A 14,007-nucleotide genomic window follows, 5' to 3' on the forward strand; every position below is an offset into this window, starting at 1 on the left:
TGTGCGTGAGCACGAGATTCGATGGATGCGCGAGCACGGTAATTGATGGTCGGCTGCGGCACCGTCCATCACCAATGTTGCGTGCCGTCGGGCAACGCTGATGGACGTGGCGATCTATCGCGGTGGACCGGATGCGGAGCAGCGGCACTGATGTAACAAGGGGCCCGGCGGGCCCCTTGTTACTGGATCAGAAGTCGTTATCTGCGAGATCGCCAAGGCCATCAGGATGCTCCTGCCGATCTTCGGCCAGCCACTGGGCCAAGGCCAATTGATAGTGAGCATGCAGACGGTCGCGCAGATCGTCGAGCAATTCGATCACAGCCCAGGCCTGCGCGGGCGTCCAGTTGGCATCAATGAGCAGGGGCAGCCCCTGGGCGATGCCGGATGGCTGGTGGAAGGTCATGGTGATGTCGTCGTTGTGTTGATGGACGTGGCGGCGATGGCCAACGGCGCCACTCACCGCCTGGCGCGGCGGTTCAGGGTTGCGCTGTAGGTTTCCAGATAGAGCTTCTCGTCGATCTGCGGTAGCTCCCGCTGCGCGGCCTGGGCCAGAAGCTCGCCCGCCAGGTTCATCAGGATGCGGTAATTGCCGGCGGCGTGCTCACACAGGGTCTGGCGCAATGGCATGGTCATCAGGGTGGCGTTGCCGGCGGCGGCCAGCAAGTGGTCCAGGCAGGCCTGCAGCTCGTCGATGCTCGCACTCTCCAGCGCCAGACGGCAGCGGATGCGGCTGCCCAGCGGGATCAGGTCCTCGCGGCTGAACTTCTCCGGCAGGCGAGCGTCGCCGGCAAGCACCACGCACAGCAGCAATTGCGAGTCGAAGCGTGCCTGTGCGAGCAGGCGCAGTTCCGAGAGGGCTGGCACCGCCATCTCCTGGGCTTCATCGATGAGCAGCACGCAGCGGCGGCGGCTGGCCTCCATGTGGGTGAGCCAGCGCTCGCGCAGCGCCTTGAAGCCGCCCCAGCGATTGTGGGGCTTGAGCGGTACGGTAAAGATGTCGCTGAGCTCGCGATAGAAGTCCGCCAGATTGCTCTGTGGGTGAGCGATCGAGCCGACCATCAGATCGGGGACGCGCATGAGGCGCTGATGGAGCAGGCGCAGCGTGACGCTCTTGCCGCAACCGGGGTCGCCATGCACCATGGCGAAGCCGCCTTCGCGGGCCATACCGTTCTCAATGCGCCAGCAGAAGTGATCGAGCTTGGGTGGCACGAACACGGCCTCGACGGGGATGTCCTGGGCGAAGGGGTTGAACTTCAGACCGTACAAGGCCAGCAGGTTGGGTTGATTCATAGCTTGGTGGGTGCGGGTGGGAGATAGGCCGGCGGCAGGCCGGTGGCGGCGTGTTCGGCGAGCAACTGACGCAGCAGCGGCGCAGTGCCAGCCTGCGCGGGTTCCTCGTTAGCAGGCGAGGCACCCTTGGCCGTGAGATGCGCGCGCCGTGCGTCGGCATTGGCAGACTTGTCCAGCGGGAACACGGCGGCCAGGATCGCGCCGATGCGCGCATCGATCAGGTCGACTTGGGAGAGATCCCAGCGCGCGTAGCTCAGGCAGACTTGCTCGAGGTGGCGGTAAGCGCCGGGGATCTCGAAGCGCACGCCGTCCAACGTGAAGGTGCCGTCGGTTCTGCGCTGGCGGCGATGCTGGCGGATACGGAAGGCCCGGCGCAAGGCCAGCGCCTCGGGACTGGGGCGCGAGACGTCGGCACAGGACAGGTAGCGCTGCAGAGGCGTCGCCTCGAGTTCGGCGTGTTCCTTGTGGTGGTATTCCTGCTCGACCCAGGCCTGCGTGGCGAGGTTCAATTGCTCCAGGGTGAGGTGCGACTCACCTTCGAGCATGGCCATCAGCCGGGACTCGAGCTGTCCCCAGAAGCGTTCCTGCTTGGCATTCTGGTATGGGCTGTAGGGCAAGGTAGTCTGGTGCAGGATGCCCAGACTGGCCAGCCCCTCGACGAACTCGTCGGCCATCATGGCTGCGCCGTTATCGGTCATGATGGCCCGCGGCAGCCCTCGCTTCATGATCGCCTGCGAGACGCCGTGCACCAGCGAGGCAGTGGTCTCGTCGAGGAACCACTGCAGGTGGCAGACCAGCCGCGAATGGTCGTCCATAATGCAGAGCAGCAGCGGCTTGTGCCACTGCCCATCGGGGGTGAGCACCTTGCGCGAACCATGGTGGAAGTCCAGGTGCCAGAGCGCGGCCACGTGGTCGACCTCGTAGCTACGCACCTCGCGTGCCTCGCGGCGAGCCGCAGCAGCGATGGCCCCATCCGTGCTCGAGCGCGGGGTTGGCTTGCGCACCAGACCCTGCGCCTTCAGATACCGGCACACCGTGGTGTAGGACGGCAGCGTGTCCGGGCCATCCTTGGTCGCGACGCGCAGGTTGTCGTAATGCAACTGCATGGTCCAGCCGGGGTGCTGACGGTACTGCTCGACCAGCGCTTCGATGATGGCTGGGCTCAGACTGACGAAGTGGCCGCAATCGTCGCGCAGTCGGTTCTTGAGTTGATCGACCGGATCCTGGACGTGACGGGCCCGGTAATACCAGCGTTCGATGGAAGACGCGCCGAACTGAACGTCGGCGCCGGTGATGGGGTGCCGCCAGACCTTGGCGGCCAGTGCCTGGAACGCTTGCTGCAATTCTCCTTTGGCAGGCGGCGAAGCCAGCAAAGGGCCAATGACCGAGAAGCGCAAGCGCGCCCATCGGTTGCGATGATCAATCGATAGTGACATGACTCTCCGTTGGGGGGATAACGGGAGCAGGCTACGGGCAGTGCGGGTGACCCGCCATCGACATGTTCTGCGGGAGATTCCCCTATCTGGCGCATCCCTCAGCCAGCGTGGTCAGGCCGGGCCCAGCAGCAGAAGCAACACCGCGGCCAGACGCTCGTCTTCGCTGTCGTGCTCGACCGATTGCAGCAGGCAGTCGGGATAGATGAACGGCTCGGGCGTTGGCGGGATGAGGCCACGCAGCCACCGACCGACGGGGGTCTTGGGGAAGGTCTCGGTCCACCACTGACGCCAGCGCTTGAGCGTGGCCCAACTGATCGCCGGCAGGCCGTCCAGGCAGGCGCCAGTGGCACGGCTCGATCGCAGTACCAGGACAATGGCCAGCCAGACACGCCGGCCGAGAAAGCGCACCGAATCGGGCGTCATGCGTTTGCGGCATCCGGCACAGCACAGGCTCAGGCGCGTATTGCAGTCCGGGTGTGCTGCCGGTGGGCATCCGCGCGGCTTACGCGGATAGTTGGCACTGTGCAGCACAGAGCCGCAATGGCAGCAGCCCCTGTCTCGCGCCACCTTCATCAAGTCTTCGTCGATCCGGCGCAACAGGGCAAAAAACGCTGGCGTTTGTAGCAAGGCATGGCACACTGCTGAGGTCTCCTTCATTGCTCGACACAATAAAGGCGACATCTTCCCTCAGGCGCGTGCATGCACGCTCCCTGAGGGAACCCCTCCAGCGTCCATCACCGTTCTTGCTCAAATCCCCACGCTTTCGGCATCACGAAAGCTGCTTATGCACACCAGCCAAGTGGCGTGAACACGATACTGCGTACCCGGACGGGGGATGTCGACCGGCTGGAAGGCGGTACCGATCCACGGCGCGAGGGTGTGGTGCTGGGCGACACCGTCAGGCCCTGAAGCGGGCAGGTAGGAGGAGGATTGTACGAATCTGTGACACCAGCTTCGCCATTGTCTGGCGCTTGACTTGCGTCAAGCCGAGGGGGCGATTCGGTGGCTACTATTCAAACCGTCATGGAGATGCGGGGGCGCTCTTCATGACTTGTCTACCCGTTTCCGGAATGGAAACTTAACCCGCTGCACCTCCCGGTGCCGCGGGTTTTTCTTTTTGCGGGCCGACGCTTGTGACCCTATTCTTGACCCCGCTTTCCCGGGGCTGAATCAGGCGACGCGCAGGCTATCCACCACCTTGTGCAGAAAGCTCTCGCACGCGGTGAGCTGATCCAGCGAGACGAACTCGTCGGGCTTGTGCGCCTGCTGGATATCGCCGGGGCCGCACACCACGGCCGGAATGCCCGCGCGCTGGAACAGGCCAGCCTCGGTGCCGTAGGCCACCTTGTTGGTATCGCGGTCGGCGGTCAGCGCGCGCACGAGCTGGGTGATGGCATCGGTCTCGGCGGCATCGAGCGAAGGCGCGGCGGCGATCTTGCTGATAGCCATGCCAGCATCCGGATGCTCGTTGCGCATCTTCGGCAACAACACATCGTTCGCGTGGGCCTGGATGCGCGCCAGGATCGCTTCCGGATCCACGCCAGGAAGATTCCGAAATTCGAAGACGAATTCGCACTCGGCGGGAATGGTGTTCAGCGCGATGCCGCCCTGGATCGTGCCGGTCGAAGCGGTCGTAAACGGCACATCGAAGGCCTGATCGTAAGGGCCATTGGCCTTGAACTCGTCGGCGATATCGCGAATGAAACAGATCAGGCGCGCGGCGTACTCGATCGCATTGACGCCCTTCGGGGTCAGCGACGAGTGCGCTGCCTGGCCCTTAACGCAGCACCGGTAGGCATTGATGCCCTTGTGCGCCACGATCACGCGCATGCTGGTCGGCTCGCCGACGATGCAGCCCGAAGGGCGCACGCCACGGTCACGCAGCTCGGCCAGCAGGTACGGGGCGCCCATGCAGCCGATCTCTTCGTCGAACGACAGCGCGTAGTGGACCGGCTCGCGCAGCCTGGCATCAAGGATGGTCGGCAGCAGCGCCAGGCTCGTGCCGATGAACCCCTTCATGTCACAGGTGCCGCGACCGTAGAGCTTGCCGTCGCGTACCACCGGCTTGAACGGGTCGGTGCTCCAGTTCTGCCCGTCGACGGGCACCACGTCCGTGTGCCCGGACAGCACGATGCCGCCATTGGTGGCGCCATCGGCTGCGGGAATCGTCACGAACAGGTTGGCCTTGTCGCCCTGCGGGTTGTAGCTCAGATGCGGGCGCAGGCCCTTGGCCAGGAAGTGGTCGCGCACGGATTCGATCAGGCCCAGATTCGAATGGCGGGAAGTGGTATCCATCGATACCAGGCGCTCGGTCCATTCGAGCGCGCTGCCACGCGCGGGGGCATTGGTGGCGGCGGATCGGTTGTCGGGTTGGGCTGGCATGGGGCGTTGGAACGTCTGATTCATTGGGGGTTTGATCGTACACCTGGCCCGGCATCAGGCCAACTGGCGCAGCGTGTGCTTGATGGTTTGCGCGCGGGTAGCTACGTCGGGCATCTTTGCCTCGATGCGCAGCTTGTCCTGGCCGGCCAGCTTGATATGCCGATTCTTTTGTACGAGGTCGATGATGCGGATGGCGTCGATCGGTGGATTCGGCACGAACTGCATGCTGACCGTGGCTTCGCCTGCGTCGATCTTGCGCACGCCCAGCGGCGCCGCGGCGATACGCAGCCGGTGCGTCTCGATCAGTGCCTGCGCCTGCGAGGGCAGCCGGCCGAAGCGGTCAATCAGCTCCTCCTGGATGTCGTCGACGCGCTCGCCGGCCTCGCAGTTGGCCAGGCGCTTGTAGATCGACAGGCGTTCGTGGACATCCGCGCAGTAATCATTCGGCAGCAGGGCAGGCGTGCCGAGGTTGATCTCTGTCGTGGCGGCCAGCGGTGCCATCAGGTCCGGCTCCTTGCCGGCCTTCAGCGATTTCACGGCGGCATTGAGCATGTCCGTGTAAAGCTGGAATCCGATTTCGTGGATTTCGCCTGACTGCTTGTCGCCCAGCACTTCGCCGGCGCCACGGATTTCCAGATCGTGCATGGCCAGATAGAAGCCGGAACCCAGTTCCTCCATCTGCTGGATGGCTTCGAGCCGGCGTTGCGCCTGGCGCGTCAGCCCCTCGACATCATGCACGAGCAGATATGCATAGGCCTGGTGGTGCGAACGACCCACGCGGCCGCGCAACTGATGAAGCTGGGCCAGACCGAACTTGTCGGCGCGATGAATCAGGATGGTGTTGGCTGTCGGCACGTCGATGCCGGTTTCGATAATCGTCGTGCAGAGCAGGATGTTGTCGCGGCGCGAGACGAAGTCCCGCATCACGCGTTCGAGTTCGCGCTCGTGCATCTGGCCATGGGCCACGGCGATACGGGCTTCCGGCACCAGTTCGGCCAGCTTGGCGCGCTTGTTCTCGATCGTTTCCACTTCGTTGTGCAGGAAGTAGACCTGACCACCGCGCTTCAACTCGCGCAGGATGGCTTCGCGGATCACGCCGTCTTCTTCGCGTCGGACGAAGGTCTTGATGGCCAGTCGCTTCTGCGGCGCCGTGGCGATCACGGAAAAATCGCGCAGGCCTTCCAGAGCCATGCCCAGCGTGCGCGGGATCGGCGTGGCGGTCAGCGTCAGCACGTCGACTTCGGCGCGCAGTGTCTTCAGCGCTTCCTTCTGGCGCACGCCAAAGCGGTGTTCCTCGTCGATGATCACGAGCCCCAGGCGCTGGAACTTCACTTCGTCGGACAGCAGCTTGTGCGTGCCAATGACGATATCGACGGTTCCTTCGTTGATCTGCTTGATCGCAGCGTCGATTTCCTTTTTCGTCTTGAAACGCGACAACTCGACGATACGCACCGGCCATTCGGCAAAGCGGTCGGAAAGCGTCTGGAAATGCTGCTCGGCCAGCAGCGTGGTTGGCGCGAGCATGGCGACCTGCTTGCCGCCCAGCACCGCCACGAACGCCGCGCGCAGCGCGACCTCGGTCTTGCCGAAGCCGACGTCGCCGCAGACCAGCCGGTCCATCGGCTTGCCCGACGTCATGTCGGCGATCACGGCGGCGATGGCCGCGGCCTGGTCAGGCGTTTCCTCGAAGCCGAAGCTCTCGGCAAACGCCTCGTAGTCCTTGGGCTGCAACGGGAAGGCAAAGCCCTCGCGCAGGGCGCGGCGCGCGTACAGGTTCAGCAGTTCGGCGGCCGTATCGCGGATCTGCTGCGCGGCGCGGCGTTTGGCCTTGTCCCACTGGCCCGTGCCCAGCGAATGCAGCGGGGCCGTCTCCGGATCGGCGCCCGAATAGCGCGAAATCACGTGCAACTGATGCACGGGCACATAAAGCTTGCTGCCTTTGTCGTAGTCCAGGTGCAGGAATTCCTCGTCGCCCTGACCCATGTCCAGCGTGACCAGACCCTGGTAGCGGCCAATGCCATGCTCGCTATGCACGACGGGGTCGCCGATCTTGAGTTCGGCCAGATCGCGCACCATCGCATCGACGGTACTCGCCTGTTCCTGCTTGCGCCGGCCCGAGCGGCGTGCCGTGCCGGCGTAGAGTTCGGCCTCGGTTACGAATGCCATCTGGGCCGACGGCAGCGCGAAGCCGGTCTGCAGCGGTGCCACCGCGATCGAGAAATGCGAATCCCCCGCCAGGAAGGCGGCGAAGTCGTCAACGATCATCGGGCGCAAGCCGCTTTCCGCGAACAACTGCAACAGCGTCTCGCGTCGGCCGGCGGAGTCGGCGCACATCAGCACACGCGTGGCCTTGTTGAGCAGCAGCGATTCCAGGTTGACCAGCGGATCTTCAGCGCGGCGATTGACCGATACATCGGGCAGGTGTCCGGCGAAGGCGGGCGCGTCGGCAGGCGCGGCGTCGCGCTGCAGTACCAGTCGCGCCAGCGGCTTTGCGCCGACGAAGAACTGTTCTTCCGACAGGAACAGGTCCGCTGGCGGCAGCAGCGGCCGCTCGCGGTCATGACGCATGAAGTTGTAGCGCTGGGTAGTGTCGGCCCAGAAGCGGCGAATGGCCTCGTCCACATTGCCCGAGAAGGCAAGCTGGGTGCCCTCGGGCAGATAGTCGAACAGCGTCGCGCTTTGCTCGAAGAACAACGGCAGGTAGTACTCGATACCGGCCGACGGCACGCCATTGCCGATGTCCTTGTAAATCGGTGATTTGGTCGGGTCGCCCTCGAATAGTTCGCGCCAGCGGCCCCGGAAGGCGGTGCGCGCGGTTTCATCGAGCGGGAACTCGCGGCCGGGCAGCAGGCGGACTTCCTTGACCGGATACAGGCTGCGTTGCGAGTCGGGATCGAATGCCCGGATGGTCTCGATCTCGTCGCCGAACAGGTCGATCCGGTACGGCAGGGCCGACCCCATCGGATACAGGTCAATCAGGCCGCCGCGCACGCTGTATTCGCCGGGGCGCATCACGGCGCTCACGTGCTCATAGCCGGCCAGCGTGAATTGCGCCTTCAAGGCCGCTTCGTCGAGCTTGGCCCCCTGCTTGAAGAAGAACGTGTAGGCCGCCAGGAACGCGGGTGGCGCCAGCCGATAGAGGGCGGTCGACGCCGGCACGAGCATCACGTCGCACTGACCACCCTGGATGTCGTGCAGGGTCGCCAGGCGCTCGGAGACCAGGTCCTGGTGCGGCGAGAAGCTGTCGTACGGCAGGGTTTCCCAGTCGGGCAGCAGACGCACGCGCAGTTCCGGGGCGAACCAGGGGATCTCTTCGGCCAGACGCTGCGCATCGACGGCATGGGCGCAGACGACGGCCACCATCGGCGCGCTGCGGCGATGCTGCCGCGCATAGGCGGCAACCGCGAGCGCGTCGGCGGAACCGGTCAGGCCGTTGACGGCATGACGCAGACCCGGTTTGATCAAGGGGAAGCTGGCGAACGGAAAAGCGGCGTGGTTGTCAGGCATTGGCAGCAGAGGCGCTTGAAACGACAACACCCCGCCGGCGTTTGCGAGGGCCCCTTGTTGCCCTGTGACGGGCGGGGCCCGGGCTGTTCACGGGCGAGGATCATGGTTCATGCCCACTGCATCGGCAGCGCCAGATGGCGGCGGGCGAGGGCCGTATTATAGAATGCACCCCGGCCGGTTTGCCGGCCGGTTTCCGATATTCCATTTCCCGCAAATCCGTGTCAGATCGCCGCTTTGCCCTGATTCCCTGTGCCGGTACCGGCAGTCGTGCCGGAGGCCCCATCCAGAAGCAGTACCAGACCGTGGCCGGACGGCCGATGCTTTGGTATGCACTGGCCGCCTTTTCCGCTTGCGATGCCATCAGCGCCACTGCCCTGGTGCTGGCCCCCGACGACATGCCGCTCGAGTCCCGTTTCGGCGCCGCCGCCTTTGCCGGGCTCCGCTTCGATACGGCGTTCGTGGGCGGCGATTCCCGCCATGCCTCGGTACTCGCCGGTCTCCATCATCTTGGGACCATGGGCGCAGTGGATACCGACTGGGTGCTCGTGCATGATGCGGCCCGGCCCGGCCTGACGCCCGCGATGATCGACACACTTGTGCGCGCGGTCGAGTCCGACGATGCTGCCAGCGAGCCGATCGGCGGCATTCTTGCCGTGCCGGTGCCGGACACGCTCAAGCGTGCCGACGCCGCTGCCCGCATCGGCGCTACCGTGCCGCGCGAAGGGCTGTGGCAAGCCCAGACACCGCAGATGTTCCGAATCGGCGTGCTGCGCCATGCGCTGGAGGATGCGCTGGCCGCGGGCGCGGTGGTGACCGACGAGGCGAGCGCGATCGAGCGGCTTGGACTGCATCCGCGCCTGGTCAATGGTTCGCTGCGCAACTTCAAGGTGACGTACCCCGAGGATTTCGCGCTGGCGGACGTACTGTTGCGCACTGGCACACCGACTTCCAACACGTGACAAACGTGATCCATCCAGACAAAGGAGCCGCATTGAACCCGTTCGATATCCGCATTGGCCAAGGCTATGACGTGCACGCCCTGGTGCCGGGCCGCAAGCTGATCCTCGGTGGCGTGGACATTCCGCACGACCGCGGACTGCTTGGTCATTCCGATGCCGACGCGCTGCTGCACGCCGTGACAGATGCGTTGTTCGGTGCCGCGGCACTGGGCGATATTGGTCGCCACTTTCCCGATACCGATCCGAACTTCGCTGGCGCCGACAGCCGGGTACTACTGCGTGAGGCGGCCCGCCGCGTGCGCGAAGCGGGTTACGAGATCGGCAATGTCGACGCCACGGTCATCGCGCAGAAGCCCAAGCTGGCACCGCATATCGGCGGCATGGTGGCCAATCTCGCGGAAGATCTTGGCCTGCCCGTCACGCGCTGCAACGTGAAGGCGAAGACCAACGAAAAACTGGGCTTCGAAGGAAAGGAGGAGGGGATTGTGGCGCAGGCGGCGGTACTGATCTACCGCCGCAACGGCGACGCCCAGGACTGAGCTTTGTCGCCTGAAGTCTGAAACGCGCTGTTGGCCGTCAGGCCTTCGGCGCTGTAGTTGCCGCCGCTTCTGCGGTGATCGGATAGACGTAGTCGATCAGCCGCGCCATGGCACCGTGACGCGCGCCGGCTTCCGTGCGTTTCTCGAATCCCATCTGCTGGCACAGGCGGTTGGCGGAAGCCATTTCCGGCATGGTGCGGCAGACCAGCGTCTTCGACCCGATGTCGCGCGCACGCTGGATGCAGATCTGCATCAGTCGGTGCCCCAGTCCAAGTCCCCGTGCCTGCGGGCTGACCGATAGCAGCCGCGCCTCGGGCTGCGTGAGCGTGACCATGCTGCCGTCGAGGGCCGGCACGGTTGCGTCGGGGTGGCAGAACAGCACCGCGCCGCTGATGCCGTGGTCGGTCTCCGCGACCCACCACTCCATGTCCGGGTTGTCCTTGGCGGCCAGCACGGACTGCATGCCGCGCTGGAACGACGCGCGACAGTCCTCCATGATTTCGAGCTCATATTGCCCGTAGGCATGTTGCGTGACGGCGGCGATGTCGCCCCAGTCGTAGGTCGCGGCCAGGCGAAACCGGAAGCGAGGCGAATTTTGCGAAGGCAGGGTGCTCATGGCGGTAACGATGACGTGGCCTTGGGTGGATTGTAGGCCGTCCGGTGCACAAATGCATCGGTACAACGATGTCTGATGTGTGACATTTCCACGATGCGTGCGTATTCACGTTCGCCGCGCAGCAAAGGAAAAGCCGGCGGCACCCGTGAGGGTGCGCGCCGGCTTGTATCCGTCACGCAGGTAATTCACCCGCGTACCTTTCGGATTACTCGGCAGCGATCACATTCGCGGCAGCGCCGATCACCGCAGCGATGCGGCCCACATCGCGCAGTTGCTGAGCAGTCATGCCTTGCTCGGTCTTCAGCAGCTGGTAGTGCGATTTGATGCAGAAATGGCACTTGCCGATGACCGATGCGGCCAGCGCGTACATCTCGAAGCGCCGCTTGTCCACGCCACCATGGGTGGCGTAGGCGTTCATGCGCAGGCCGGCAGGCTGGCTGGCCAGATCGGGGTCCTCGGCCATCTCGACGTAGGGATACCAGAGGTTGTTCATCCCCATCAGCGCGGCGGCCGTCAGCGCGCCGTTGACTTCTTCCGGCGACAGCACGTGCGCATTGCGGATGGCATCGACCAGGACCTTGCTCTTGGCGGCAAAAGCGGCCGCAAGCGCCACGCCAACCGCGTCGTTGCCTTCCAGCGACGAGCGTGCAATCGTGCCGTCCACGTTCAGACGGATGTCCTTTGCATAGTCAGGGATCAAATTCTTGATCGTGCTGAGGAATTCCATTTATTTCTCCTATCGTCGAGGGCTCAAAAAACCCGCGCGGGGCGGGTTTCGACGTGAAAGGGCGCTGGCCCTTCCACGCTTGATGCGCCAGTTTGCTCGAGGCGACTGGCAGGCAGGCCGATTACAGCGTGGCGCCGCCAACTGCACGGTTGCACGGGCAGAGTTCGTCCGTTTGCAGGCCGTCCAGGATACGCAGGACTTCTTCCGGGTTACGGCCGACGTTCAGGTTGTTCACCGAAACGTGCTGGATCGTGTTGTCCGGGTCGACGATGAACGTGGCGCGCAGTGCAACACCGGCGGCCTGGTCGCGCACGCCCAGTTGATCCACCAGCGAACCGGTCACGTCGGCGAATTGCCACTGGTTCAGCTTGTTCAGGTCCTTGTGTTCGCGACGCCATGCCAGCTTCACGAACTCGTTGTCGGTCGAGCCACCCAGCACGATCGCGTCACGATCGGCGAAGTCGCCGTTCAGCTTGGCGAAGGCCACGATTTCGGTCGGGCACACGAACGTAAAGTCCTTCGGGTAGAAGTAGATGACCTTCCACTTGCCTTCGAACGACTTTTCGGTGATGTCTTCAAACGCCGACTGGCCGTTCTCTTCGTGGTTGTTGAAACCGGGCTTGACGCCAACGACGTGGAAGGCTTCGAGCTTGTCACCAACGGTCTTCATACACTTCTCCTGATACGGTTGAACAGAATGAGGCGCGCATTCGCATGGCGAGTTCCCTGATGCAATGGAAATGTCACTTGTGCGAGTGCAACAAAAGGGGATTATGCGTCGTCGGAGGCGCTGCGGCCAATTGATATTCTCAAACAGCCCGATAGGCAGCGCCTAGGGGGAGAGACGAAGCACGGGGGAGTATGCCATGCACGGACGCGCAAGGCGGGGACACCGTAGAAATTCAGGGGGATCTAAAACGGGTCACGCCGCCTTCACGCTTGCCTGCTATGCGATACGGCAGGAATGTGAAGGCGGCGTGTGGCGTCAGGTGACGCGCGATGCGTGCCGTGTGATGTTATGCGGCGCTCAGCGCGGACTGCTCGCGACGTGTGCGGAAGATGATGATCGTGGCGACCAGACCGCATGCAGCGGCGAACATCAGCCACAGGCCCGGCGCGGCCTTGTTGCCCGTGGCGTGGATCAGGTAGGTCGAGATCGCCGGCGTGAAACCACCGAACAGTGCCGTGGCCAGGCTGTATGCCAGCGAGAAGCCGGCGGTGCGCACGGCGGGCGGCATGACTTCGGTCAGCGTGACGACCATTGCGCCGTTATAGCTGCCGTACAGGAATGAGAGCCACAGTTCCACCATCAGCAGGCGTTCGAACGACGGGGCAGCCACCAGCCACGATACGGCGGGGTAGGCGGTCACCAGCGTGGCGATCGTGAAGAACACCAGCAGCGGCTTGCGGCCAATGCGGTCGGACACTGCGCCCATCAGCGGCAGCCAGATGAAGTTCGACAGGCCGACGCACATCGTGACGATCAGGTTGTCCACGTCGTCGAGCTTGAGCACGGTCTTGCCGAAGGTCGGCGTGTAGGCGGTGATCATGTAGAACGACACCGTGGTCATCACCACCATCATGCAGCCGGCGATGATGATGCCCCAGTTGTCGAGCATCGAACGATAGATCTCGTTCACGCTCGGGCGATGCTTGCGCGTGCGGAACTCCTCGGTTTCCTCGAGCGAGCGGCGGATGATGAACAGGAACGGCACGATCAGGCAGCCGATCAGGAACGGCACGCGCCAGCCCCAGCTATCCATCTGCGCCGGCGCCAGCGTGGCGTGCAGGATCACGCCGAGCAGGCCCGCGAAGATCACGGCTACCTGCTGGCTGGCCGATTGCCATGCCACGTAAAAGCCTTTCTTGCCGGGCTTGGCGATCTCGGACAGATACACCGAAACTCCGCCCAGTTCCACGCCTGCGGAGAAACCCTGCAGCAGTCGTCCGAACAGGACCAGCAGCGGTGCGGCCACGCCGATCGTCGCGTACCCTGGCACAACGGCAATGAGCAGCGTGCCGGCCGCCATCAGGATCAGTGTGAGGATCAGGCCCTTGCGACGGCCGTGGTGATCGATATAGGCGCCCAGGATGATGGCGCCCAATGGTCGCATCAGGAAGCCCGCGCCGAACGTGGCCAGCGAGAGCATCAGCGATGCGAATTCATTATCGGAAGGAAAGAACGTACGGGCGATGGCTGCGGCGTAAAAGCCATAGACCATGAAGTCGTACATTTCCAGGAAGTTGCCGCTGACAACGCGGAACACGGTGCGGAATCCGTGTTGTGACTGGGTGGTGCTGGACATGGCTGTCTCTCGATCACCGCCGGTTGGCCGGCGGTATGTTTTCGGTGTGGGCAGCCAGGGCGTTTGGGGTTGCGGCAGGCGGTGCCATGGCTAGGGATGCAACGGTATGCATCGGACCTGTCGATGGGCGGAAGTTTGCGCCGAATCGCTGTCAATCGCCTGTCAACAAGCTTACAAAACCCTATCGTTTGCTGTCGAAAACCTGTCAATGCGCCGCATCGAATACATTCGCGGCGATTTTCGCG

Annotated in this window: 12 protein-coding genes; 2 read left to right on the forward strand and 10 right to left on the reverse strand. The window is 64.0% G+C overall.

Annotation, left to right across the window (positions count from 1 at the left end; genetic code table 11):
• Window positions 1-187: 187 nt before the first annotated feature.
• From D769_RS27265 to mfd, 6 genes are all read right to left on the reverse strand, one after another.
• Window positions 188-403 carry a hypothetical protein gene (locus D769_RS27265; RefSeq protein WP_011229369.1) on the reverse strand — a complete coding sequence of 72 codons (216 nt, stop codon included), beginning with the start codon at window positions 401-403 and terminating at the stop codon, window positions 188-190.
• Between the two features lie 53 nt (window positions 404-456).
• Window positions 457-1,290, reverse strand: coding sequence for an AAA family ATPase (locus D769_RS27270; protein ID WP_008651548.1), 834 nt, complete (start codon window positions 1,288-1,290; stop codon window positions 457-459).
• Window positions 1,287-2,726, reverse strand: coding sequence for an IS481 family transposase (locus D769_RS27275; RefSeq protein WP_008651549.1), 1,440 nt, complete (start codon window positions 2,724-2,726; stop codon window positions 1,287-1,289). Before D769_RS27275 ends, D769_RS27270 begins: the two co-directional genes overlap by 4 nt.
• A gap of 111 nt (window positions 2,727-2,837) precedes the next feature.
• A complete protein-coding gene (locus D769_RS32045) occupies window positions 2,838-3,149 on the reverse strand; it encodes a hypothetical protein (protein WP_008651550.1) in 312 nt (103 codons plus the stop codon).
• A 747-nt stretch (window positions 3,150-3,896) separates the two neighbouring features.
• Window positions 3,897-5,108, reverse strand: a complete 1,212-nt coding sequence (gene argE / locus D769_RS27290; RefSeq protein ID WP_193750070.1) for an acetylornithine deacetylase — start codon at window positions 5,106-5,108, stop codon at window positions 3,897-3,899.
• Window positions 5,109-5,162: 54 nt separating this feature from the next.
• Window positions 5,163-8,615: a transcription-repair coupling factor gene (mfd, locus tag D769_RS27295; protein ID WP_008651552.1), complete on the reverse strand. Its 3,453-nt coding sequence runs from the start codon at window positions 8,613-8,615 to the stop codon at window positions 5,163-5,165.
• Between the two features lie 134 nt (window positions 8,616-8,749).
• Between mfd and ispD the strand changes: the two genes are divergently transcribed.
• Window positions 8,750-9,574 (forward strand): 2-C-methyl-D-erythritol 4-phosphate cytidylyltransferase, encoded by an 825-nt coding sequence (gene ispD / locus D769_RS27300; RefSeq protein WP_008651553.1) that lies wholly within the window; start codon window positions 8,750-8,752, stop codon window positions 9,572-9,574.
• Window positions 9,575-9,606: 32 nt separating this feature from the next.
• Complete coding sequence (gene ispF, locus D769_RS27305; protein ID WP_008651554.1) at window positions 9,607-10,113, forward strand: 2-C-methyl-D-erythritol 2,4-cyclodiphosphate synthase; 507 nt, start codon at window positions 9,607-9,609, stop codon at window positions 10,111-10,113.
• Window positions 10,114-10,150: 37 nt separating this feature from the next.
• Here the strand turns inward: ispF and D769_RS27310 are convergent, their stop codons facing one another.
• The 4 genes from D769_RS27310 to D769_RS27325 all read right to left on the reverse strand — a co-directional run bounded on the left by D769_RS27310 (window position 10,151) and on the right by D769_RS27325 (window position 13,762).
• The gene (locus D769_RS27310) at window positions 10,151-10,729 is read right to left on the reverse strand and encodes a GNAT family N-acetyltransferase (protein WP_008651555.1); all 579 of its coding nucleotides are present in this window, start codon (window positions 10,727-10,729) and stop codon (window positions 10,151-10,153) included.
• A gap of 205 nt (window positions 10,730-10,934) precedes the next feature.
• Window positions 10,935-11,456, reverse strand: coding sequence for a carboxymuconolactone decarboxylase family protein (locus tag D769_RS27315; RefSeq protein WP_008651556.1), 522 nt, complete (start codon window positions 11,454-11,456; stop codon window positions 10,935-10,937).
• 121 nt (window positions 11,457-11,577) lie between these two features.
• The gene (locus D769_RS27320) at window positions 11,578-12,126 is read right to left on the reverse strand and encodes a peroxiredoxin (RefSeq protein WP_008651557.1); all 549 of its coding nucleotides are present in this window, start codon (window positions 12,124-12,126) and stop codon (window positions 11,578-11,580) included.
• Between the two features lie 346 nt (window positions 12,127-12,472).
• On the reverse strand, window positions 12,473-13,762 hold the full coding sequence (locus D769_RS27325) for an MFS transporter (protein ID WP_008651558.1): 1,290 nt from the start codon (window positions 13,760-13,762) through the stop codon (window positions 12,473-12,475).
• Between the last annotated feature and the right edge of the window lie 245 nt (window positions 13,763-14,007).

The sequence above is a fragment of the Cupriavidus sp. HMR-1 genome, from assembly GCF_000319775.1.
In the GTDB taxonomy this organism is placed as follows: domain Bacteria; phylum Pseudomonadota; class Gammaproteobacteria; order Burkholderiales; family Burkholderiaceae; genus Cupriavidus; species Cupriavidus metallidurans.